Origin of the sequence: Streptomyces xiaopingdaonensis (assembly GCF_000262345.1) — a bacterium.
In the GTDB taxonomy this organism is placed as follows: domain Bacteria; phylum Actinomycetota; class Actinomycetes; order Streptomycetales; family Streptomycetaceae; genus Streptomyces; species Streptomyces xiaopingdaonensis.
Genome location: NZ_AJTQ01000186.1, coordinates 1 through 23120, shown reverse-complemented (window position 1 = coordinate 23120; position 23120 = coordinate 1). Strand labels below are relative to the sequence as shown.

The 23120-nt window shown below is 73.9% G+C and carries 20 protein-coding genes; 13 read left to right on the top strand and 7 right to left on the bottom strand.

Annotated features, from left to right (window positions below; translation table 11 throughout):
• Window positions 1-26 precede the first annotated feature (26 nt).
• Window positions 27-770 carry a helix-turn-helix transcriptional regulator gene (locus UWG_RS30105; RefSeq protein WP_016908053.1) on the top strand — a complete coding sequence of 248 codons (744 nt, stop codon included), beginning with the start codon at window positions 27-29 and terminating at the stop codon, window positions 768-770.
• A 281-nt stretch (window positions 771-1051) separates the two neighbouring features.
• Here the strand turns inward: UWG_RS30105 and UWG_RS0115075 are convergent, their stop codons facing one another.
• Window positions 1052-2002 carry an aminoglycoside phosphotransferase family protein gene (locus UWG_RS0115075; protein WP_016908052.1) on the bottom strand — a complete coding sequence of 317 codons (951 nt, stop codon included), beginning with the start codon at window positions 2000-2002 and terminating at the stop codon, window positions 1052-1054.
• Window positions 2003-2104: 102 nt separating this feature from the next.
• Here UWG_RS0115075 and UWG_RS0115070 point away from each other — a divergent pair, with 102 nt between their 5' ends.
• The 8 genes from UWG_RS0115070 to UWG_RS0115035 all read left to right on the top strand — a co-directional run bounded on the left by UWG_RS0115070 (window position 2105) and on the right by UWG_RS0115035 (window position 11085).
• Complete coding sequence (locus UWG_RS0115070) at window positions 2105-2767, top strand: 4'-phosphopantetheinyl transferase family protein (RefSeq protein WP_016908051.1); 663 nt, start codon at window positions 2105-2107, stop codon at window positions 2765-2767.
• A gap of 84 nt (window positions 2768-2851) precedes the next feature.
• The gene (locus UWG_RS0115065; RefSeq protein WP_029391465.1) at window positions 2852-3097 is read left to right on the top strand and encodes a LapA family protein; all 246 of its coding nucleotides are present in this window, start codon (window positions 2852-2854) and stop codon (window positions 3095-3097) included.
• 639 nt (window positions 3098-3736) lie between these two features.
• Complete coding sequence (locus UWG_RS0115060) at window positions 3737-5704, top strand: DUF5107 domain-containing protein (protein ID WP_016908049.1); 1968 nt, start codon at window positions 3737-3739, stop codon at window positions 5702-5704.
• 372 nt (window positions 5705-6076) lie between these two features.
• Window positions 6077-6841: a DeoR/GlpR family DNA-binding transcription regulator gene (locus tag UWG_RS0115055; RefSeq protein WP_029391464.1), complete on the top strand. Its 765-nt coding sequence runs from the start codon at window positions 6077-6079 to the stop codon at window positions 6839-6841.
• Window positions 6842-6897: 56 nt separating this feature from the next.
• Window positions 6898-8253 (top strand): ABC transporter substrate-binding protein, encoded by a 1356-nt coding sequence (locus tag UWG_RS0115050; RefSeq protein WP_016908047.1) that lies wholly within the window; start codon window positions 6898-6900, stop codon window positions 8251-8253.
• A complete protein-coding gene (locus tag UWG_RS0115045) occupies window positions 8250-9203 on the top strand; it encodes a carbohydrate ABC transporter permease (RefSeq protein WP_016908046.1) in 954 nt (317 codons plus the stop codon). Before UWG_RS0115050 ends, UWG_RS0115045 begins: the two co-directional genes overlap by 4 nt.
• Window positions 9200-10099 carry a carbohydrate ABC transporter permease gene (locus UWG_RS0115040; protein ID WP_016908045.1) on the top strand — a complete coding sequence of 300 codons (900 nt, stop codon included), beginning with the start codon at window positions 9200-9202 and terminating at the stop codon, window positions 10097-10099. The genes UWG_RS0115045 and UWG_RS0115040 overlap by 4 nt, the downstream gene beginning before the upstream one ends.
• Window positions 10096-11085, top strand: a complete 990-nt coding sequence (locus UWG_RS0115035) for a zinc-dependent alcohol dehydrogenase family protein (protein ID WP_016908044.1) — start codon at window positions 10096-10098, stop codon at window positions 11083-11085. The genes UWG_RS0115040 and UWG_RS0115035 overlap by 4 nt, the downstream gene beginning before the upstream one ends.
• An 80-nt stretch (window positions 11086-11165) precedes the next feature.
• Here the strand turns inward: UWG_RS0115035 and UWG_RS0115030 are convergent, their stop codons facing one another.
• The gene (locus tag UWG_RS0115030) at window positions 11166-11516 is read right to left on the bottom strand and encodes a VOC family protein (protein WP_016908043.1); all 351 of its coding nucleotides are present in this window, start codon (window positions 11514-11516) and stop codon (window positions 11166-11168) included.
• A 228-nt stretch (window positions 11517-11744) separates the two neighbouring features.
• Between UWG_RS0115030 and UWG_RS0115025 the strand changes: the two genes are divergently transcribed.
• Together UWG_RS0115025 and UWG_RS0115020 are read left to right on the top strand one after the other, a co-directional pair.
• Window positions 11745-12926: an aminotransferase class I/II-fold pyridoxal phosphate-dependent enzyme gene (locus UWG_RS0115025; protein WP_016908042.1), complete on the top strand. Its 1182-nt coding sequence runs from the start codon at window positions 11745-11747 to the stop codon at window positions 12924-12926.
• Entirely contained in the window at window positions 12923-14290 is a 1368-nt protein-coding gene (locus UWG_RS0115020) for an MBL fold metallo-hydrolase (RefSeq protein ID WP_016908041.1), read from the top strand. Before UWG_RS0115025 ends, UWG_RS0115020 begins: the two co-directional genes overlap by 4 nt.
• Before the next feature lie 143 nt (window positions 14291-14433).
• Here the strand turns inward: UWG_RS0115020 and UWG_RS0115015 are convergent, their stop codons facing one another.
• From UWG_RS0115015 to UWG_RS0115000, 4 genes are all read right to left on the bottom strand, one after another.
• Window positions 14434-15927 carry an MFS transporter gene (locus UWG_RS0115015; RefSeq protein WP_016908040.1) on the bottom strand — a complete coding sequence of 498 codons (1494 nt, stop codon included), beginning with the start codon at window positions 15925-15927 and terminating at the stop codon, window positions 14434-14436.
• Between the two features lie 264 nt (window positions 15928-16191).
• Entirely contained in the window at window positions 16192-17595 is a 1404-nt protein-coding gene (locus UWG_RS0115010) for an amidase (RefSeq protein ID WP_016908039.1), read from the bottom strand.
• A gap of 125 nt (window positions 17596-17720) precedes the next feature.
• Window positions 17721-18353 (bottom strand): DedA family protein, encoded by a 633-nt coding sequence (locus UWG_RS0115005; protein WP_106429968.1) that lies wholly within the window; start codon window positions 18351-18353, stop codon window positions 17721-17723.
• A 38-nt stretch (window positions 18354-18391) separates the two neighbouring features.
• Window positions 18392-19168, bottom strand: a complete 777-nt coding sequence (locus tag UWG_RS0115000) for an MBL fold metallo-hydrolase (protein ID WP_016908037.1) — start codon at window positions 19166-19168, stop codon at window positions 18392-18394.
• Window positions 19169-19408: 240 nt separating this feature from the next.
• Between UWG_RS0115000 and UWG_RS0114995 the strand changes: the two genes are divergently transcribed.
• Window positions 19409-21520 (top strand): phage holin family protein, encoded by a 2112-nt coding sequence (locus tag UWG_RS0114995; RefSeq protein ID WP_016908036.1) that lies wholly within the window; start codon window positions 19409-19411, stop codon window positions 21518-21520.
• Window positions 21521-21546: 26 nt separating this feature from the next.
• Here the strand turns inward: UWG_RS0114995 and UWG_RS0114990 are convergent, their stop codons facing one another.
• On the bottom strand, window positions 21547-22587 hold the full coding sequence (locus UWG_RS0114990) for a fatty acid desaturase family protein (RefSeq protein WP_016908035.1): 1041 nt from the start codon (window positions 22585-22587) through the stop codon (window positions 21547-21549).
• Between the two features lie 272 nt (window positions 22588-22859).
• Between UWG_RS0114990 and UWG_RS0114985 the strand changes: the two genes are divergently transcribed.
• On the top strand, window positions 22860-23120 hold a 261-nt coding region (locus UWG_RS0114985), incomplete at its 3' end, for a 4a-hydroxytetrahydrobiopterin dehydratase (RefSeq protein WP_016908034.1).

Genomic DNA, 23120 nt, shown 5'->3' with positions numbered 1-23120 from the left:
CGGGGCGCAGCAGACTTGTCGACACCATGGACTCGTCTGCTGCCCAGATACTCACCCTGCACGGAACCGAGGAGTTGCTGAAGCGCGCCGGGCACCTCTTCACCGACGTACGGCACGAGTTCCTCTGCGCCACCGCCGATCCCGACACCTGGCGGGCTCTCGCCTCGCACACCCGGGCGCGACCGCGCTCGCGCGGGTTCACCGCACGCAAGCTCTCCACCCCCGAGGTGACAGGCGACCCCGCCGGTCGCCGGCACCTGACCGAGGCGGCCGAGGCCGGTGCGCGGGTACGCATCGCCGGCGCCCCGCTGCCACAGGAGGCGATCGTCGTCGACCGCCGGTTCGCGCTCCTCGCCGGACGCACCGGTGGCGGGCGCAGCTACACCCTCGTCACGGCGTCCGACGTGGTGGAGGGGGTGCGCGCGCTGATCGTCTCCGCCTGGGAGGTCTCACGGGAGTTCACCCCGGGTGACGGCTTCGGAGCGGAAGCGCCGCCGCTCGACAAGGAGACCAGGGGCACCCTGCGGATGCTCGCGCGCGGCTACACCGACGAGCGCGCCGCGCTCCGCCTCGGCGTCTCCGTGCGCACCTACCGCCGACGCATCGCTGCCCTGATGGAGCTGCTGGGGGCGGAGAGCCGCTTCCAACTCGGCCTGCGCGTGGGGAGGTCCACGGAGGCCGCCGGCGCGGTCCCCGATGACGGTCAGGGACGGGGGGTGCAGGCCGCAGCGCACCCGCGTCGGGGCAGGGCGCCGGCACCGCAGGGCTGAGCCGCGTCTCCGCCGAGCCGCACGCCTACGCGCGGGGGGCGCTGTCCCTCGCCACGCAGCACAGCCATGAAGGGGAGCCGTCAACACACGTGTACCGCCGATCCGTTGGGCGCGTCGGCGGCCCCACGGCTGTGGGCGGCGAGAGACGCGGGATGTCGTGGCACGTGCGGAGGACGGCCGAGACGGACGCCACGCACCCGGGCCGCTACCACGCCGCCGCCCCGCCACGGTGCACCGTAAGCTCCCGAGCAGGCATCGACGCGCCCGCACCGTGCCCCGGCTCAAGCCTCGGCGACCGTCGCCAACACCCGTGCACGGCGCAGCTTTTCCTGCCTGTTCCGCGGCTGCTCCCGCTCCCACGCCCAGAGCAGCTCCTCCACCTGTCGGGCGAGCGTCCAGGCCCGCAACCGCGCGACATCGAGCCCGAGCGCCTCAGCCGCGAGCGCGGTGCGCGCCCGTAGCACGGTCACGGGAAGGCGGTGCGCGTACGGGTCGCCGAGCTGGGTGATGAGGGGCCACGGGTCGTACGCCGGGTCGCCGAGCATCGGCTTGGCGTCGATCGCGAGCCACGGTGCGCGTGCGGCGGCGAGAAGGTTGCCCGGGTTGAAGTCGCCGTGGAGCAGCGCCGGTTCCGACGCGGTGCGCGGCAACTGCCGCAGGAGCCGTGCGCCGTGCGCGAAGAGCCCGGTGTCCGCCTCGCACGTCCGCAGCCGGCCGGCGCGCTCCTCGACGAGGTCGGCCCACTCTTCCGCGACATCGGTCAGCCGCTCGATGCCGCCGAGGCCCGGGCCGCCGGAGCGCCTGCCCGCCTCCCACAGCCGGCGCAGCACGGCGCACGCGGCGAGCAGACGCTCCTCGGCTGACTGCCCCTCATGCGCCCCCAGTTCGGTGCCGGGCAGGCACCGCTCCAGCAGGAGCGTGTGCCGTTCGGGAGCGTGCGCGAGGAGCCGTACCGCGCCGTCGCCGTCCCACAGGCGCAGCGCGGCGGCTTCGCCCCGCGCCTCGCGGTGCGGCCAGACGATCTTGAGGACCGCCGGCTCCCCGTTCGCTCCGCGCACCGGTGCCGTCCACGAGCAACTCCCGCTGAGAAAAGGCGGATCGATGCGCAGCGCCCAGGTGGTCCGCGCCTCCTCGACGAGCGCGGGCAGCCGCTCCACCCACGCCCGCCCCCCGTCACTGCCCCGCAGCCGGGCGAACGCCGGATGGTCGGTGGGGAAGAGTGTCTCGGGCATGCGCCGCCTCTCCTCGTGGGCGCACGGGCCCGGTGGTCGGCCGTCCAGTCTCCCTCACGCGGCGGGCGGTTCTGCCGTAAACTCCCGCGCCGAGGAGGTGCGATGGTCCTGCCACTGCGGGTCGCGGCGCCGTCCGTCGCCGTGCGGCTGCTGCGGGTGTCGGAGGAGCGCGCGGATGCGGAGGCCGAGCGAGAGGTGCTCTGCGACGAGGAGCGGACGCGTCACGGTGCCTTCGTCCGCGCGGTCGACCGGGACCGTTACCTCGTCGCGCACGTGGGCCTGAGGCGGGAGCTCGGCGCACGGCTCGGCCTCGCGCCCGACGCGGTCCCGCTCACCCGGCTCCCCTGCCCCCTCTGCGGCGGGGCGCACGGTCGCCCCGCGGTCGCCGGAGCCGCCGGCGCGCAGCTCCACTTCTCCCTGTCGCACGCAGGCGACCTGGTACTCCTCGCCTTCGCCCCGGTTCCGGTCGGGGCGGATGTCGAGTCCCACCCGAGCGCGGCCACGACGGCGGAGACGGCGCGGGCCCTGCACCCGGACGAGCGCGCCGAGTTGGCCTCCCTCCCCGCACCGCAGCGACCCGCCGCCTTCGCACGGTGCTGGACCCGCAAGGAGGCGTACCTCAAGGCCCGCGGCGTCGGCCTGGGCGAGGACCCGGCCGTCTGCTACGTCGGCACCGGCGACCGCCCCGGCCGGCCGCCGGGCTGGCCGATCGCGGACGTCGACGCTGCCGACGGGTACGCGGCGGCGGTGGCGTACGCCGAGTGACCCTGCCCCGAGAGGGTGACGTCGCCGCCCGCGGGTCCGCGCGGCGCGGGTGTGCCCGTCTCCTTCACGGGCACCGTGGAGCGCATGAGGCGCAGGCGCGCGTACTCCGGGAACGCCGACGACCGCGAGCGGCGCAGGACGGTGACGCCGGGCAGGGTGGCGGCGGTCGTCCTCGCGCTCGCGGCCATCGTCTTCGTCGGCGAGAACACCCGTCCCGTGAAGGTGCGGCTGCTGGTCCCGGAGGTGACCGTCCCCCTCTGGACGGCTCTCCTCGCGATGGCGGCGATCGGCTGGCTCTGCGGAGCGCTGCTTTTCGCACGCAGGCGCTGACGCGGGAGAACGGCCGCCGTTCCGTCCGGAGCCGCTCCGTGGGTGCTGCTCAACGACCGTGATTCTCCGGTCGGTTGCCGAGACCCGATGGCCGGTGCGTCTCCGGTTGCCCGCTCCCTTGAGCCGGTGAGCCCCCCGGGGACGCGAGCACCTGGCCCGCCCTCTCCGAGTGCCCCGGACGCCCCGATCGCCCGGGCTTCCGCCTTCGTGCGGCGAGCGGCCATGCTCACCGCCCGGCCGAGCCGATGAGAAGTCACCGGCTCCGTGCCGCAACCACCGTGCAGCCGCGGCGTGTTCACCGTCCAGTCCTCTCGGGGTGACTCGGACGCCCGCACGTTGTCCGATCCTTGAGCAGCGGCCGTTCGCGCCCACCTCACCGGTCCGGTACCGGGGAGGCCGTAGTCGCAGTACGTTGACCGCCCAGACTTCTCAGGCCAACCGCACGTGCGCGTGCCCCGAACCCGGCGAGGGCGGGACGCCCACCGACTGACCGAGGCCCACGTCACCGCCCGCACCCCCACATCCGCCCCGGCCCCGCTCGCCACCCCGCACGTCCCCTGGTCAACGAATCGCTGAGCCTGTTCCATGGACCGATGGACCGCCGGCGCCCGGTGGTCTCCGTCGAGCTGTGGGGGTGCCGTGGCCACGACCGTACGACGCAGCACGGTGACGCTGCCCGTCGCGCCGCTGGGCGCCGACAACCCGCTTCCCGCGCTGCTCCCGCCGGAGGAGGCGCACACCCTCTCGCGGGAGGAACGCGCCCTGCTCCCCGAGGAGATGGCACGGCAGGTGGGGTACGAGCCGCTCCGCTCGGTGCTGCCCGAGCCGGTCCGCGACGGTTACGGTCGCGAACGCGGCAACGGCGTCCTCGACACGCTCGTGATCGAGAACGCCCGGCTGCGCGCCGAGGTCCTGCCCGGCTCGGGCGGGCGCGTGCGCTCCCTCTTCCACAAGCCGACGGGCCGCGAACTCCTGTACGTCAACCCGGTCTTCCAGCCGGCGAACTTCGCGCTCAACGGCGCCTGGTACTCGGGCGGCATCGAGTGGAACATCGGCGCCACCGGCCACACCGCGCTCTCCTGCGCCCCTCTCCACGCGGCCGAGGTGCCCGCTCCCGAAAACGACGGCGCGGTGCTCCGCCTCTGGGAGTGGGAACGGCTGCGCGACACCCCGTTCCAGGTCGATCTGTGGCTTCCCGAGGACTCCGACTTCCTCCACGTCGGCGTACGCATCCGCAACCCCAACCACCGCAGGGTGCCGGTCTACTGGTGGTCGAACATCGCCGTCCCGGAGGAGCCGTCGACCCGCGTCGTGGCACCGGCGGAGGAGACCTGGTACTTCGCGTACGAGCGCGCCCTGCGCCGCGTCCCCTTCCCGCGGTTCGACGGCGCCGACCGCAGCTATCCGCTCGGCAGCGTCTTCCCCGCCGACTACTTCCACGAGGTCCCCGAGGACTCCCGCAAGTGGATCGCCTCCCTCGACGAGCGGGGGAGCGGCCTCGTGCAGACCTCGACCGATGTGCTGCGCGGCCGCAAACTCTTCGTCTGGGGCTCGGGCCCTGGCGGCAGGCGCTGGCAGCGGTGGCTCACCGAGCCCGGTACCGGCGGCTACGCGGAGATCCAAGCGGGCCTGGCGCGGACGCAGTTGGAGCACGTGCCGCTCGACGCGGGCGAGGAGTTCGCGTGGCTGGAGTCGTACGGGCCGCTCTCGACCGACCCCTCGCGGGTCCACGCCGACTGGTCCGGCGCCGTCGCGCACACGGAGCGCCGCCTGGAGGAGGCGCTGCCGCGTGCCGCGGTGGACGAGGCGTACGGCAGGTGGCGCCGGATCGCGGACGCCGAGCCGGCGGGTGGGCGCCTCGCCTTCGGCTCCGGCTGGGGCGCGTTGGAGGTGGAGCGCGCCGGGTACTCGCTGCCGGGTACGCCGTTCGCGCCGGAGGACCTGGGACCCGAGCAGCAGCCGTGGCTGCGGTTGCTGAGGGCGGGCGAGCCGCCGGAGCCGGAGCCGGGGGAGCCGCCCGGCGGGACGCTCGTCTCGCCGGAGTGGCGCGAGTTGCTGGAGTCGGCGCAGGGCACGGCGTCCGGGCGCGCCTGGCTCGACCACCACCTCGGCGTCGCGCAGTGGCACGCGGGCGATCGGTCGCAGGCGGTGCGGAGTTGGGAGCGGGCGGCGCGGGCGGGCGCCGGCTGGCCGGCGCTGCGGTGCCTCGCCGTCGCCGCCTCGGTCGAGGGCGACGCGTCGCGTGCCGCCGACCGGTACGGCGCGGCGCTGGCGGACCTCCGCTCCGCTGCCGTGCACACGGGCGCGGCCCTGCCGGCGCTCGTACGCGAGGCGGTGGCGGCGCTGCTCGCAGCGGGGCGCCCGGCCGAGGCGGAGGAGGCGCTCGCGGAGCTGCCGCCCGCTGCGGCGTCACGCGGCCGGTTCCGCCTCCTGCACGCACAGGTCGCGGCCGCACGCGGGCGGAACGCGGCGGCGCTCGCCGTCTTCGAGGACGGGTTCGAGGTGGACGACCTGCGGGAGGGCGAGGAGGTCCTCGGCGAGGTGTGGTCCGCGGTCACCGATCGCCCGCTTCCCGACGCGTACGACTTCCGGATGCGGCCCGGCTGAGTCATCCCGACGGGTCCTCGCCGGGCGGGAGTTGAAGGCCGCGGCGGGCAGGTGTTGCCGACGCGGCCGGGCCCGTCGGTCGCCGTCCGGGCCTGCTCGGACTCCGAACGGGCGGGCGCCGAGGGGGAATCGGGCGTCCGCTCCGGACCGTCTCGGTCAACACTGCACGAAACAGACCCGCTTCGACGCATCAGGCGCGCCCGCTCGGTCAGAAGCGGGCACGATCTACGGAGCAACGGCTCTGGTCACGCCCGTGCCGCCCCGGTACAACTCTCCATGCAAGCCCGTTCGGTCAGCGAGTTGACCGAACGGAGCCCGGTCGACCCGTGCGCGGGTGTCCGGCGCACGGCGGGACGTACGGAGGTGGGGCGCGTGAGCGGTGCCGAGGAGCGCCAGCGGCGCATCGTGGGGACGGCGCGCAAGGCGGGGTCCGTCGACGTCTCCGAGCTCTCCTCCGCGCTCGGCGTCGCACGCGAGACGATCCGCCGTGACCTGCGCGTCCTGGAGCAGCGCGGCCTGCTGCGCCGCACGCACGGCGGCGCGTACCCGGTGGAGAGCGCGGGCTTCGAGACGACGCTCGCCTTCCGCACCACGATGCACGTACCGGAGAAGCGGCGCATCGCTGCGGCCGCGGCCGACCTCGTCGGCGAGGCCGAGACGGTCTTCGTCGACGAGGGTTTCACCCCCCAACTGATCGCCGAAGCCCTGCCCCGCGACCGGGAGTTGACCGTCCTCACCGCCTCCCTGACGACGGCGGGCGCGCTGGCAGGGGTCGACTCCTACACCGTGCTGCTCCTCGGCGGGCGCGTACGCGGCAGCACCCTCGCCACCGTCGACCACTGGACGACGCGCATGCTCTCCGGGTTCGTCATCGACCTCGCCTTCCTCGGCGCCAACGGCATCTCCCGCGAACACGGCCTCACCACGCCCTCGCCCGCGGTCGCCGAGGTCAAGTCGCAGGCGCTGCGCGCCTCCAGGCGGCGGATCTTCGCCGGGCTGCACACCAAGTTCGGCGCGGTGAGTTTCTGCCGCTTCGCCGACGTCGGCGCCTTCGAGGCGATCGTCACCGACACGGGCCTTCCCGCCGCCGAGGCCCACCGCTATTCCCTCCAGGGGCCGAACGTCGTCCGTGTCTGACGGCGGACCGCTCCCTCAGCCAACCCTTCACGTCCCTCGATCCCAGGAGTCCAACGATGCGCAGCCAGAGCCGCTACAGGGCGCGCGCGGTCATAGGGTCGGCGGCAGCCTGCGCGCTGCTCGCCGGCTGCGCCGGAGCAGGAGGCGCCGGTTCCGGCGGTGACACCATCAACGTGCTGATGGTGAACAACCCGCAGATGGTGGAGTTGCAGAAGCTCACGGCCAAGCACTTCACCGCGGAGACCGGCATCAAGGTCAACTTCACCGTGCTCCCCGAGAACGACGTCCGCGACAAGATTGGCCAGGACTTCGCCAACCAGGCCGGCCAGTACGACGTCGCCACCCTCAGCAACTACGAGACGCCGATCTACGCGAAGAACGGCTGGCTGCACCCGCTCGACGAGTACACGCGCAAGGACCGGCACTTCGACCAGAAGGACGTCCTCCCCTCCATCCGCCAGTCCCTCAGCGGCGAGGACGGCAAGATGTACGCGCAGCCCTTCTACGGCGAGTCCTCCTTCCTGATGTACCGCAAGGACGTCTTCGAGGAAGCCGGCCTGAAGATGCCGGAGAAGCCCACCTGGCCCCAGGTCGCCGAGCTCGCCGCGAAGGCGGACGGCGCGAAGAAGGGCCTCAAGGGCATCTGCCTGCGCGGGCTGCCCGGTTGGGGCGAGGTGATCGCCCCGCTGACGAGCGTCGTCAACACCTTCGGCGGCACCTGGTTCGACAAGGACTGGAACGCGAAGCTCGACTCGCCCGCCTTCCACAAGGCCACCAAGTTCTACGTCGACCTCGTCCGCAAGCACGGCCAGTCCGGCGCCGCGCAGTCCGGCTACGCCGAGTGCCTCAACAACATGACCCAGGGCAAGACGGCCATGTGGTACGACGCCACGGCCGGCGCCGGCTCCCTGGAGGCGGCGAAGTCGCCGGTGAAGGGGAAGATCGGGTACGTGCCCGCGCCCGTGGTGCGCACCGACGCCTCCGGCTGGCTCTACAGCTGGGCCTGGGGGCTCCAGGAGGCGTCCCAGAACAAGGACAAGGCGTGGAAGTTCATCTCCTGGGCCTCGGGCAAGAAGTACGAGCGCCTCGTCGGCGAGGAGAGCGGCTGGGCGAACGTCCCCGCGGGCAAGCGCGCCTCCACCTACGAGTACCCGGAGTACCGGAAGGCGGCCGGCGCCTTCGCCGAGGTGACGCGGAAGGCCGTCGTCGAGGCCGATCCCCGCGATCCCGGCGTGCAGCAACGCCCCACGATCGGCATCCAGTTCGTCGACATCCCCGAGTTCTCCGACCTGGGGACCAAGGTCTCGCAGGAGATCAGCGCGGCCATCGCCGGACGCCAGTCGGTCGAGTCGGCGCTGAAGAAGTCACAGCAGCTCGCGAACGAGGTCGCTGAGGAGTACGAGGGCCGATGACCACACACACCACCACGCCCCCTGCGCCCGCCTCGGGCGAGCGCAGGCCGGCGCCGCCGCAGAAGCTCCGCGCCTGGGTCACCCGCGCCCCGCTGCTGCCCGCGCTCGTCTTCCTCATCATCGTCACCCAGCTCCCCATGGTGGCGACGGTGGTGATCTCCCTCTTCGACTGGAACGCGCTGTACCCCCAGGCGCGCGGCTTCGACGGCTTCGCCAACTACGCGGAGGTGCTCGGCGACGCCGAACTCCGCAAGTCGGTGCTGACCACGATCGTCCTCACGGTCGTCGTCGTCCTCGTCAGCCTGGTGCTCGGCCTCCTCCTGGCGCTCCTCCTCGACCGGAAGTTCCGGGGACGCGCGGCCGTCCGCACGATGCTCATCGCCCCCTTCCTGCTCGTCCCCGTGGCGGCGGCGCTGCTGTGGAAGCACGTCCTCTACAACCCTGAGTACGGCCTCGTCAACGGCCTCCTCAACGCCGTGTGGAACCTCTTCGGGGGCGACGCGCCCCAGCCGGACTGGGTGGCGGAGATGCCGCTCGTCGCCGTCGAGGTCTCGCTGATCTGGCAGTGGACGCCGTTCATGATGCTGATCCTGCTCGCCGGGCTGCAGTCCCGCCCGCCCGAGGTGATCGAGGCGGCCCGCGTCGACGGGGCCGGCACTTGGCAGATCTTCCGCTACCTGACGCTGCCGCACCTGCGGCGCTACCTCGAACTCGGCGTGCTGCTCGGCTCGATCTACATCGTGCAGAACTTCGACGCCGTCTTCACGATCACCTCGGGCGGCCTCGGCACGGCCAACCTGCCCTACACCATCTACCAGACCTTCTACCAGGGCCACGAGTACGGACTCGCCTCGGCGGCCGGCGTGCTCGTCGTCATCGGTTCGCTGATCATCGCCACCTTCGCGCTGCGGGTGGTCTCGTCCCTCTTCCGCGAGGAGGCCCGCTCATGAGCGCCCCCACCCAGGCTCCTCCCGCCGCCGTCAGCACCGGCGGCCCGCCCGCGCCCACCACGCGCGTCGGGCGCAACCGCACCGCGGGGGCCGCGCTCGGGCTGCTCGCGTGGATCGTGGGCATCCTCTTCGTGCTGCCGATGCTGTGGATGCTCCTCACCTCCTTCCACTCCGAGGGCGACGCGGCCACCAACCCGCCCTCCCTCGCGGCCCCCCTCACCCTGGACGGCTACCGCGACTTCTTCGGGGTCGGCGGCGGCGCCAGCCCCTGGCCCGCGCTGGCCAACTCCGCGACGGCGTCGATCTGTTCGACGGTGCTGGTGCTCCTCCTCGCCATGCCGGCGGCGTACGCGCTCTCCATCCGCCCGGTGAAGCGGTGGACGGACGTGCTCTTCTTCTTCCTCTCCACGAAGATGCTGCCGCTCGTCGCCGGCCTGCTGCCGATCTACCTCTTCGCCAAGAACACCGGCTTTCTGGACAACGTCTGGCTCCTCGTCATCCTCTACACCTCGATGAACCTGCCGATCGCGGTGTGGATGATGCAGTCGTTCCTCGCCGAGGTGCCGGTCTCGCTGATCGAGGCGGCGCAGATCGACGGGGCGCGGCTGCCGACCGTCCTCGCACGGGTGGTGGCGCCCGTCGCCGGGCCAGGGATCGCGGCGACGGCGCTGATCTGCTTCATCTTCTCCTGGAACGAGATGCTCTTCGCGCGGGTGCTCACCGGCGTAGTGGCGCAGACCTCGCCCGTCTTCCTCACCGGTTTCATCACCAGTCAGGGGCTCTTCCTGGCGAAGGTGTGCGCCGCGTCCCTCGTGATCTCCCTGCCGGTGCTCGCCGCAGGGTTCGCCGCCCAGGACAAACTCGTCCAGGGCCTGTCGCTAGGAGCAGTCAAGTGAAGGCCGCACTCGTAGAGGAGCCCGGCAAGGTCTCCCTCACCACCGTCCCCGACCCGACGCCCGGGCCGCGCGAGGTCGTCGTCGACGTCACCGCCTGCGGGATCTGCGGGACCGATCTCCACATCCTGCAGGGGGAGTTCGCGCCCTCGCTGCCACTGGTGCCGGGGCACGAGTTCGCCGGTGAGGTGGCCGCCGTGGGCAGCGCGGTCACCGAGGTGGGCGTGGGCGACCGCGTCGCCGTCGACCCTTCGCTCTACTGCTTCGAGTGCCGCTACTGCCGGACCGGTCACAACAACCTCTGCGACCGCTGGAACGCGATCGGCGTCACGACCGCGGGCGGCGCGGCCGAGTACGCCGTGGCACCCGTCGCCAACTGCGTCCGGCTCCCCGAGCACGTGCGCACCGAGGACGCGGCGCTCATCGAGCCCCTCTCCTGCGCGGTCCGCGGCTACGACGTCCTGCGCTCGACCCTCGCCTCGCACGTCCTCATCTACGGCAGCGGGACGATGGGCCTGATGATGCTCCAGCTCGCGAAGCGCACGGGCGCCGCGACCGTCGACGTCCTCGACGTCAACCCCGAACGCCTCGCCACGGCCGACCAGTTGGGGTGCACCGCAGTGGCGGCCGGCGCCGACGAGCTCGACCGCCCCGGCGGCTGGGACCTGGTGATCGACGCGACCGGCAACGGCACCGCGATCCAGGACGGGCTCGAACGCGTCGCCAAGGCCGGCACCTTCCTCCAGTTCGGCGTCGCCGACTACGCGACGCGGGCGACGATCGAGCCGTACCGGATCTACAACCAGGAGATCACCATCACCGGCTCGATGGCGGTGCTCCACAGCTACGAGCGGGCGGCCGAACTCTTCGCGACGGGCGTCCTCGACCCGGAGGTCTTCATCTCGGACCGGATGCCGCTCGACGAGTACCCGCAGGCGATGGAGCGGTTCGCCGCGGGCCAGGGACGCAAGATCGTCGTCCAGCCCTGACGCCGCATCCCCCGCCCGCGGGGCGGGGGGTTCCCGCGCACCGGCGCCGCCCCCGAGCCGGCGCCGGTGCGCTGCGGCGTTCAGCCGCCCTGCCGGTCCACGTACTCGAAGAAGGTGCCGTCGGGGTGGCGCGCGACGAGGCTCCGCCCGATCGGCGTCGCACTCGGCCCCGCGACGATCTCCGCGCCGACCGCCTGGAGATCGCTCACCGCCTCGCCGACGTCCTTCACGGCGAGCGTCGCCGCCACCTTGCCGAGCACGGCGAGGTGGCCCTCGGGCCCGCTCATCAGAAAGAACGGCCCCACCGCCGCGACCTCGACGGGGCCCTGGCGGAATCTGGCCGCCTCGGAGTTCGCCAGCCGTTCGTACACCGGTACGGCGGCATCCAGATCGTCGACGCAGACTCGCAGCGAGGTCCCCAGAATATCCATGCCCAGCAGGGTAGTTGGCGTCTCGGCGCCTCGTCAGGTCGATCCCCTGGGTGGCCCCGCGCCCCGGCGTGCCCCGCTTGCGGACGGCACCCCGGCGCGCGCCGGCGGGTGAACGGGGCGGTGTCGCCGTTCCGCGTGCCATGGGGTTCTGCCAAGGTGGTGCCACTGGGCGTTTTGTCTGATCTACGGGCGCCCGTACGGTCGCAGGCGGGACGGAGGCGGCAGGCGATGCGGAGCAGCGAGAAGAAGACGGTGCCCAAACCCGCCGCGCCGCACACCGTGACGGGCGCCGCCTGCGCCTACTGGGAGCGGAGAGGGATCGCCACCGCCCCCGCGCAGACCCTCGCAGCGCCTTCGGCCCCGCTGCTCCTCCTCGCCACGCTCGCGTCCGCCGCCGCCTCCGCACCCCCGGGCGAGACGGGACGTGGCGCCGTCCTGCTCCCGAGTCCCTGCCCCGCGTGGTACGCGACGCAGGCGCGGCTCCTCGACCGCCGGGTGCGGAGGGTCGCCACCCCCGCGGAGTGCGGCGGCGTACCCGATCCGGTCGCGCTGCTGGAGACGGTGCGGCGGGCGCGCGCGGAGGGCGAGCGCCCTCGCGTCCTCGTCCTCTCGATCGCCGATGAAGTGACGGGCACCGCGGTACCGCCCGAGCTCCTCCACGAGGTCTGCGAAGCCGCCGCCGACGAGGGCCTCCTCGTCGTCAGCGACGAGAGCTGGCGCGACGCCTCGCACGACACGCACGGCACGGTCACCGTCTCGCCGGCCGAGATGCTCCACGACACCGTGTACGCCGGCTCCGTCGTCGTCCTCGTCGAGCTCGGTGCCGCACTCCTGCCGCCCGGCGGGCGCGCCGGGCTCGCCCGCTTCCCCGACACCGAGCGGGGAGAGGCGCTCCACGCCGGCGCCGCCGGCGTCCTCCGTACGCTGCGTGCCGAGCCGACGGCGCAGGCGGAGCGGGAGGCGGCCGAGGCGCTCGCGGAGCCTCCGGCGCTGCGCACCCGGCGCACCGCGTCGGCCGCGCTCCACGGCGCCCTCGCCCGCGCCTTGCACGGCGCGGTCACCGCGGCCGGCGCGGTCTGCCGGCCCCCGCGAGCGGCGCGCGGGCTCTACGCCGATTTCGAGCCGTGCAGGGGCGAGTTGGCGTCCGCAGGCGTGACCGACGCGCCCCGGCTGGAGGCGGCGCTCGTCAGCTGCCTCGGCCCGTACGTGCAAGGCGGGCACCGCTTCGGCGACGACCCGGCGGCCCTCCGCGTCCGCCTCTCCACGGATGCGCTCGCCGCCGGCCTGCCACCGGAGGCGTGGGACGCGGTCCCCGCAGTGGACCCGCTCGAAGAGCCGGCGGTGGCCGAGGCGCTCGCCGCCGCGCACACCGCACTCGGCGCACTCACGGATGGGAGCTCTGCTCGGTGACAGAACGCGCGGACGGACAGGCGGAAGGCCACCGGAAGGACATCGAGCACCCGGGCGCCCCCGAGTACCCGGGAAGCACCGACCCCCGGGTCGCCCGCGACCGGGACCCCCGCAGTCCGGCGGACGGAACGGGCGGCGCCGGGCGGGTGGCGCCCGGCCTGCCCGAAGGCACCCACCAGCCACGGGAGCTGCGGTGGGCCGAAGAGCCGTGCGGCTGCGGTGCGCACGACGACTCCGTAAGCCGCGCCGCCGAGCGCGACCGCGCCCCGTCGGCGCACCCCGCGCCCAAGCGCCCGTCGGACGAGGCGCATCCGCTCGGCGCCAAGCGGCACTGGCCGCGCTCCTTCGCCGACCGCCTCACCGATCCGCTGCCCGGCGTACGGGCGTTCGCGCGCCTCGCGCGCGAAGGCGCCATGCGCCCGAGCGCGACGTCCCTGCGCGCGGAGCTCTCCGAGCTGCCGTACGCGCCGGCGCCGCTCCCCCAGGTGGACGCCCGTGCGCTCGCGATCGGCTGGGCGGGGCACGCCAGTTGGGTCCTGCGCATCGGAGGGCTCACCGTCCTCACCGACCCGGTCTGGAGCCGCCGCATCCTCGGTACACCGGTGCGGATCACGCCCGTCGGCTTCGTCTGGGAGGACCTGCCGACGATCGACGCGGTGGTGCTCTCGCACAACCACTACGACCACCTCGACGCGCCCACGCTGCGCCGCCTGCCGCGCGCGACACCGCTCTTCGTCCCGGCCGGGCTCGGCGGCTGGTGCCGCAAGCGCGGCTTCACCACCGTCACCGAGCTCGACTGGTGGGAGGGCGCCGAACTCCCCGCGGCCGAGGGCGCGGCGGGACTCGGCGAGCGGCCCCGTGTGCGGTTCGACTTCGTCCCTGCGCACCACTGGTCGAAGCGGACGCTCACCGACACCTGCCGCTCCCTGTGGGGAGGCTGGGTCCTCACCGCACCCGACGGCCGCCGCGTCTACTTCGCGGGCGACACCGGGTACGGCCACTTCTTCCGCGAGATCGGCGAAGCCTTCCCCGGGATCGACCTCGGCCTGCTCCCGATCGGCGCCTACGACCCGCGCTGGATGCTCCGACCCGTCCACACCGATCCCGAGGAGGCCGTCCAGGCGTGCCTCGACGTCGGTGCACGGCGCATGGCCCCCATGCACTGGGCGACGTTCCTGCTCTCGGCCGAGCCGCCGCTGGAGCCGCTGCGGCGCGTCCGGGCCGCCTGGCGCGCGGCCGGCCTCGACCGGGACGACCTGTGGGACCTGCCGGTCGGAGCCTCGCGCGTGCTGGAGCCGGCCGGAGCCGTCCACGGGACGCCCGACGGCGGCCGGGGGCAGGGGAGTTCGGGTCCCGGGAGGTGATACTCGCGCCCGGTCGGGGTCGGACGTCCGGCACCGGCCGTGCGGCGCGTCGCCGGACGGCGCGCGCCCCGCGGGCGGATGCCCGGAGACGGAGGGGCGCTTCCGGTCTCGGCGGTCCGGCCGGTGGCCCCGCGAGTCAGTGGTCACCCGACGGGCTCGGCGGGGGAGGTCCCGCGGACGCCGTCCTCCTGCTCGACGAGGCCCCCCTGCGCGGGAGCCCGCCCGTGCCGCATGAGGAGGACGACCGCCAGGCCGACCGTGCCCACGGCCGCCGCGGCGAGGAAGCCGTTGGTCAGCGCACGGTCGTCGTAGAGCACCGAGTGGGTGCGCGGATCGACGCCGAGCACGTCGTTCGACATGATCGCCCCGGTGACGGCCGTGGCGATCCCGGCGGTCAACAGCGCGCTCATGCCGCCTATCGAGTTGCCCACACCGCTCTGCGACTCGGGCAGCGCGTCCTGGACGAGGTTGGCGTTGGAGGAGTGCAGGAAGCCCACCGCGCAGCCGACGGTCAGGCTCACGAGCCCCACCTGCCACTGCACGGTGAACAACCGCGAGCCCAGGTACATCGCGAGCAGGAACAGCACGGCGGAGGCGAGGAGGACCTGGCGCGCGCCGACCTTCTTGGACAGGTAGCCGCCGAGCGGCCCGAGGAACATCCCCGCGAGGCCCATGGGGCACGTCCAGATCGCGTACTCGGTCGCCGACAGCCCGGCGCCGTAGCCGATCCCCGGGGTCTCGCCCGGCGTCATCAGCATCGTGGGGACGAGGAAGGAGTGCGCGTTCATCATGTACGCCACACAGGAGACGGCGAGCACGGTCGGTCCGAACCTGCGTCCCGTGAGCACCTTCAGGTCGATCAGCGGGTTGCGGCAGACGCGTTCCCAGCAGACGAAGCCGGCGAGCATCGCGACCCCGGCGACGAGGAGAGCCACGGTGCGCGCCGAGCTCCAGCCCCAGTCGCCTCCCTGGGTGACGCCGAGCAGCACCACACCGATCCCGGGGCCGAGCAGCGCGGTCCCGGGGTAGTCGATGGGCCGGGAGACGCGGACGGGGCTCTCCGGCACCAGCGCTCCGAAGAGCGGCAGCAGGACGGCCACGTAGAGGGCGAGGAACCAGAAGATGCCGGTGTACCCGTAGTCGTCGAGGAGCCAGCCGGCGAGGAACGGCCCCGCGATGCCGGACATGCCGACGCCGGTCACCACGGTCCCCAGCGCGATGGGCACGAACTCCCGCGGCATGATGTCCCGCACGAGGCTGTACGACATCGTCACGACGCCGACGAGGCACCCCTGGAGCGCCCTGCCCGCCAGCAGCACCGGCAGCGAGGGCGCCACCGCGCAGACGACGCTCCCGGCGACGAAGACGCCGCCGAGCAGCACGATCACCCGCTTCTTGCCCCACTTGTCCGCGGCCTTGCCGATCAGCGGCATCACCGTCGCCCCCGCCAGCGTCAGGATCGAGGAGACCCAGGCGATGTGGACGGTCTCGAACTCCCGGGTCATGGCGGGCAGCGCCGGGTAGACCATGAGGATTTCGAAGGTGGCGATCTCGGAGAAGAGGACGATCAGCGCGAGCACGGCGAACACCCGGCGCCTGGGCACTTCGCCGAGCACGGTCTTCGAGTGGGGTGCCATCGTGATCCTTCGTCGAGGAGACGGGCGGGCTCGCGGGTGCCTTGCCGGACCGCGGAGAGCGGGGCGATGCCGTCGGTCGGGGCGGGACACTCAGTGAGACACAGAAGGGCGGACGCGCTCGCCTTCGGTCCCGGCTACCGGGACGGTCGAACTTCGCCTGGGTGCAGGGAAGTTGCGGTGTGCGGCGTGAACCGGGCCGACCGCGTACCGGGAGGCTCGGGCCGGACTGCCACGCCCGCGAGTTCGCGTCCGTCGTCGATCCCCTCAGCCGTCCACGGTCCGACGCCACGGCGCCGCCTGCTCCAACTGCGTTGCGAGCGACAGGAGCAGCCCCTCCCCGCCGAGGTCGGCGGCGAACTGGACGCCGAGCGGGAGCCCTTCGGCGCCGTGGCCGAACGGGACGGACATCGCCGGCATGCCGGTGACGTTGTGGACGCTGGTGAACGCGGAGTACGTGGCGCCGTGTCGGTAGATCGTCTCCGGCCGCCGCGTGTCGAGCACGCCCAGCCGCGGGGTCGGCTGCGCGAGGGTCGGGCCCAGCAGCACGTCGTAGGTCCGGAAGGCGGCGCCGACCTCCCAGCCGATCTGCTGCGCGCGCCGCAGCGCACGGCCGACGTCCGCGGCGGACTGCGTGCGGTGGTGCTCGTGGACGACGCGCGTGAAGGGTTCGACGTCGTCGTCGGCGAGCGCCCGTCCCAGCTTGCCGAGCCGCTCGTCGAGGAGCGCGAGCAGTTCGCACCCCATGAGCACGGACGAGGTCGCCGCCACCTCCGACGGCCGGTAGGGCGCGGGTGCTTCGGTCACCTCGTGGCCGAGGCCCTCGCACAACCGCGCCGCCGCGAGCGCCGCACCGACCGCTTCGGGGTGCACCTCGGGGCCGTCGGGCAGCCCGGCGAGCAGGCCGATCCGCAACCGCCCCGGCTCCCGGCGGGCGAGCGCGGCGAACGAAGCGGCCGGCGTGGGAGCGGCGTACGCGTCGCCGGGGAGCGGTCCTGCCGCGACGTCGAGGAGCAGCGCGCTGTCGCGCACCGTCGTGGTGAGGGCGTGGTGGACCGACACCAGCCCTGACAGGGTGGTCGGCCGGGGTGCCGGCGAGATCCGGCCGCGGCTCGGCTTGAGGCCGAACAGCCCGCACGCCGCCGACGGGATGCGGATCGAGCCGCCACCGTCGCTGCCGTGCGCGACGGGGACCATGCCGGACGCCACCGCGGCCGCGGAGCCACCGCTGGAACCGCCTGCCGAGTGGACGGCGCTCCACGGGTTGCGGGTCGGCCCGTGCAGCGTCGGCTCCGTGCTGGTGCTGAGGCCGAGTTCGGGTGTGTTGGTGGTACCGAGGACGACCATGCCGGCGCGGCGGTAGCGCGCGACGAGTTCGCTGTCGCGCGCCGCGACCTCCTCGGCGAAGAGCCGGCTGCCGCCCGTCGCCCGCACCCCCGCGACCTCCGTACCGAGATCCTTCACGAGGACCGGCACACCGCGCAGCGGGCCGTCCGGCAGCCCGGCGTCCACCTCGGCGAGCGCCTCCTCGAACCGGGTGTGGACGACCGCGTTGTGGACGGGGTCGAGCCGTTCGATCCGCGCGACAGCGTCCTCCACCACGGTGCGCGCGTCGGTCTCGCCTCTTCTGAGGGCCGCCGCGGTCGCGGTGGCGTCCCGGCTCTCGGACACGCGAGCCTCCTCTGCTTCGGGGCCCGGCACTGTAGGAGAACGGCGGCGGCCGCGGGCCGCGGCTCTCTCTCACCGGGACGGGCGGCCGACTGCCGCCCGGCGCACGGGTGTCGGGACCCGCCGGATCAGCCCGTCCTCTTCCGGCCCCGGCGCAGCCGCCGCCACAGCGACGGCGCCGCGCTCACCAGCAGCGTCAGCCCGACCGCCGCGGCCACCCCCTCCCACGGCTCGGGAAAGAGCGCGCCGCCGAGGATGCCGATCGCCTGGTAGGCGGCGGCCCAGACGAGGCAGGCGGGCACGTCGCCGCGGACGAACTCGCGCACCGGCATCCGCGCCAGCAGGCAGGCGAGCATCACGGGGATGCGCCCGGCGGGCAGCAACCGCGAGAGCACGAGGACGAGTACGCCGTGCCGGCGGAGCTGGTCGTGGGCCTGGGCCAGCCGGTCGGGCGCGACGCGTTCGCGGAGTCGGGAGAGCCACCGCGAGCCGTTCTTCGAGCCGACGCCCCGCTGCCCCAGCCAGTAGAGTCCGAGGTCGCCGAGGAACGCGGCGAAGGCGGAGACGCCGAAGACCGTCAGCAGCGAGAGGACGGGCACGCTCTGGTGGAGCGCCACCACGGCGGAACCGCTCACCAGGGCCCCTGTCGGCACGACGGGCACGAGCGAACCCAGCACCACGAGAAGGAAGAGCGACGGATACCCCACCGCCTGCTGCGTGGATTCCGGCGGCACGGCCGCCTCGCCCGCGGCGGCGAGCAGCTCGCGGCCCGTACGCGCGAGCTGCTCCAGGAACTCGGTCACCCGGCAGCACCCCACCGCACGTGTTCGCCGTGCCCGAGGAGGTGGGCCTCGACGGCGGGCGCATGGTGCGCTGCCATGCGCACGAACTCCGTGCCGGGCGAGTGGAACTCGTGCGGACGCACCGCGTCGAGGCCGATCGGCCAGTACGTGCCGTAGTGGACGGGCACGGCGCACGCCGGCGCGAGGAGCGCCGCGGCGTCGGCGGCCCGGCGCGCGTCGAGGTGCTCGCTGCCGAGGAAGGGCCCCCAGCCGCCGACCGGCAGCAGCGCCACGTCGACGGGGCCGACCGCCTTCGCCATGCCGTCCCACAGGCCGGTGTCGCCCGCGAAGTAGGTGCGGGCCTCGCCCTCGATGACGTAGCCGAGCGCGGGCGCACGGTGCGGGCCGTACGGCAGGCGCCGGCCGTCGTGCGCCGCCGGCACCGCGCGCACCGTGAGCGCTCCCGCGCGCACCAGGTCGCCGGCGGCGACCTCCTCGAACCGCAGCACCTTGGCGAGCCGCCGCAGCCCCGGCACCGCCCGCACCGCTCCGGCCGGGACGACGACACGGGTACCGGCCGCCAGCCGCGCCAGCGAGCCGACGTGGAGGTGGTCGGCGTGCAGGTGGGAGACGAGGACCAGGTCGGCCTCCGCGGCCCGCGCGGGCGGCAGTTGGCCCCGCCTGCGCCGGAGGTGGGCGAGGCGGTGGACGAGGAGCGGATCGGTGAGGACCGTCGTCCCCGAGTCCAGCACCGTCGCGGTGGCGTGACCCCACCAGGTGACCTCGACCGCCACGGAACCTCCTCCTGCGCCGCCGGCCGCCGCTGCCCGGCCGACCCTTCCACTCCACGACCCTACGGCGCCCCCGCGCACACCGGGACCGGCCCCGCGGCTCCGGGTGGGGCCCGGCAGCGCACCGGACTGTGAAAAAGTGGACGTAGTGCCCGCGTCGGGGAGGAGCCGGGTGCCTGATCGAGACCGCAACGCGACGGTACGGCCCCCTGCCCAAGTGCCGTACCCCAGAGGGGAGACGGAGTGCGACGCCGGCTGCCACCGTGGCGCACCCTCGGTGCGGGCCTCCTGCGGGTCTGCGCCGTCTGGGCGGTCGGCACGCTGACGATGCTGGTGCTCGCCGCCGTCCTGCCGGACTTCCGGCTCCAGTCGGCCGACGGCGACAGCGCCACCCGGATCGGCATCACGGCGGCGATCGGCGCCGGCGCCTTCGGCCTGCTGGGGGCGCTGGTGTGGCCCGTCCTCGTGCGGGCGCTGCTGCTCGTCCCCGCGGCCGTCCTCGGCGCTCTCGTCTTCTTCCTCAACGGGTCGCTGCTGTGGCTGGCGATCAACCTCATCCCCTACGGGCGGGGCAGCACGGACCCGACGACGGCCGTCGTCGTCGCCGCGGTGATGTCCGCCACCTCCTCGGCGACGAGCACCTTCCTCACGGTCAGGGACGACGGCGCGTACCGCCGCCGCCTCTCCCGCCTCGCCTACCGCAGGCGCAGACGCGAGGGACCGCGCCGCGGCCCGGTCACGCCCGGCATCGTCTTCCTCCAACTCGACGGCGTGGGCCACGCCGTCCTCCGCGACGCGGTCGAGCCGCCCGACGGCTCCGAGCCGTTGATGCCGACGGTCGCCGCGATGTGCGGAAGCACCCACCGGCTCAGCCGCTGGCGCACCGACTGGTCGAGCCAGACCGGCGCCAGCCAGCTCGGCATCCTCCACGGCAGCAACGAGGACGTCCCCGCCTTCCGCTGGTACGAGAAGGAGACGGGCGAGGTGATGGTGAGCAACCGGCCCTCCAGCGCGGTCGAGCTCCAGCGCAGGGCCGTCGCGCGCACCGGGGACCGCGGGCTGCTCGCGCTCGACGGGGCGAGCAGGGGCAACCTCTTCAGCGGCGGCGCCGCACAGGTCGCGCTCGTCCTCTCGATCGCCGCACGCCGCGGCAAGGAGACCCGTTCGAGGGCCGGGTACTTCGCCTACTTCTCCGACCCGGCCAACGCGACGCGCACGGTCGTCTCGTTCGTCGCCGAGGTGTTCCGCGAGCTGGCGCAGGCCACGCGGTCGCGGCTGCGGCGGGAGGCGCCGCGCGTCAGCAGGGGCGGGCTGTACCCCTTCCTCCGCGCCTTCGCGACCGTCGTGGAGCGCGACGTCGTCGTCACCGCCGTGCTCGGCGACCTCCTCAGCGGGCGCACCGCGGTCTACGCGGACCTCGTCGCCTACGACGAGGTGGCGCACCACTCGGGCCCCCGCAGCCGCGACGCGCGGCAGGTGCTCCGCCGGCTCGACCGGTCGATCGCGCTCATCGCGAAGGTCGCCGAACGCTCCCCGCGGCCCTACCGGCTGGTGCTCCTCTCCGACCACGGCCAGAGCTTCGGCGAGACCTTCGAGAGCGCGTACGGGCTGACGCTGGAGGAGCTGGTGCGCGCGGGCTGCGGCCTGCCCGTACGGCGCCGCGCGCGGCGGACGGTGAGCGGGTCCGAGGCCCGCACCGCGGCCCGCACGGCGCTCCACCGGCCCGAGGAGGACGGGCAGGAGGTGCCGCGCAAGCCGCCCCGGTCGGCGGGGCCCGTCGTCCTCTGCTCGGGCAACCTCGGCCTCGTCTCCTTCCCCGACGTGCCGGGGCGCATGACCCGCGAGCAACTCGGGATGCGCTCACCGGCGTTGCTGCGCGCCCTCGCGGACCATCCGGGCGTCGGTTTCGTCCTCGTGCGGAGCGAGCGGCACGGGCCCGTCGTCCTCGGTGCGGGCGGGAGCGAGCACCGGCTCGCGACCGGGGAGGTCGTCGGACCGGGCGATCCGCTCGCGCCTTTCGGGCCCGGTGCCGCTGCGGCGGTGCGGCGTACCGCCGGGTTCCCGCACGTGGCCGACGTCATGGTCAACTCGGCGGTCGACGGGAGCGGTGCCGTGCACGCCTTCGAGGAGCAGATCGGCTCCCACGGCGGCCTCGGCGGCGAGCAGAGCGAGCCGTTCCTGCTCTCGCCGCTCACGCTCTCCCCGCCCACCGAGGACGGCGACGAACTCGTCGGCGCCGAGCGCATCCACGCGGTGCTGCGGCGCTGGCTCTCGGAGTCCGCCGCCTACGCGGGGGAGTTGTGGGGCGCGACGGCGGTGCGGGAGCCGGAGAAGCGGACGGCGCGCCCGTCCTGACGGGCGCGGTCGCCTCCGGGCCCCGCTCAGTTCCGCAGCGGCTCGCCCACCTCCCGCATGTGCCGGAGCGCCTCGCACCACGAGGTGAACAGCCCCGTCTCGTGGTAGGGGATGCCGAGTTCGGCGCAGTGCCGGCGGACGAGCGGGCGCGCGCGGCGCAGGTGGGGTGTGGGCATGCTCGGGAAGAGGTGGTGCTCGATCTGGTAGTTGAGGCCGCCGAGGAGGACGTCGGTGAAGGGGCCGCCGCGCACGTTGCGCGAGGTGAGGACCTGGCGGCGGAGGAAGTCCGGGCGCTCGTCGCCCTTGAGCGTGGGCATGCCCTTGTGGTTGGGCGCGAAGATCGAGCCGAGGTAGACGCCGAAGACGGCGTGGTGCACCAGCAGGAAGGCGACGGCCGTGCCGGGCGGCAGCAGGACGAAGAGCGCGGCGAGGTAGCCGGCGAAGTGGACGAGGAGCAGCGAACCTTCGAGGAACGGGCGCTTCATGTGCCGCCGGCGGAGCGCGCGGACGCTGGAGACGTGGAGGTTGAACCCTTCCAGCGTGAGGAGCGGGAAGAAGAATGCGGCCTGGTGGCGCCCGATGAACCGCGGGACGCCGCGCGACTGCGCCGCCTGCTCGCGCGACCAGACCAGGATGTCCGGCGCGACGTCCGGGTCGTGCTCCTCGTGGTTGGGGTTGGCGTGGTGCCGCGTGTGCTTGTTCATCCACCAGCCGTACGACATCCCGATGCCGAGGTTGCCGAGGAGCCGGCCGGCGCGCTCGCTCCAGGCGCGCGAGGCGAACACCTGCCGGTGCGCCACGTCGTGTGCGAGCAGTGCCAGTTGCCCGTAGACGAGTCCGAGTACGACGGCGACCGCGAGCTGCCACCAGCTCTCGCCGAGGAGGAGGAAGGCGGCGCCGCATCCGGCCGCCGCGAGAACCACGAGGGCGATGCGTGCGGCGTAGTAGCCGGGGCGGCGGCGGAGCAGGTCCGCGGCGCCGATCTGTCGGGAGAGGCCGGCGAAGTCGCTTCCCCTGCTCGGGGGCTGTTCGCTCGCAGGCGGCGGCAGGTGTGGTGCTGTCGTCATGCCGTCGAGCCTCTCCGCCGAGGGGAGGTCGCGGACAGCCGCTTGGCCCGCCCATCGGTTGGGGGGCTGGCACCAGTGCGGGGACGCGTGTCTTCTGGGCGGTCACCCTCGGTGGGTGGGCGGGTGTCGACGGTGACGGCCGAACTCCCCGCTCCCGCCTGCCCGTCGGACCGCCGCGCGCATGGCAGGGTGGCGTCGCGAGTCGGGCTGCCCCGCGTCGGGCGGCCCGCGGGAGCCGACAGGGCGTGCGTACGTCCGGAAAGGGGGCCGTGATGCCACCCGAGCCGCTGACCGAGCAGGAGACCGCTGAGGCACTCGGGGCGCTGCCCGGCTGGGAGGTCTCGGGCGGCGCGCTGCGCCGTACCTACTCCTTCCCCGGACACCTCGCCGCCGCCGCGATGGTCGTCCATGTATCGGCGATCCAGGAGGAGTTGGACCACCACTCCGAGCAGACGCTCGGCTACGACTCCCTCGCCGTCTCGGTGAACACGCACAGCGCGGGCGGCGCGATCACCGCCAAGGACACCGAGTTG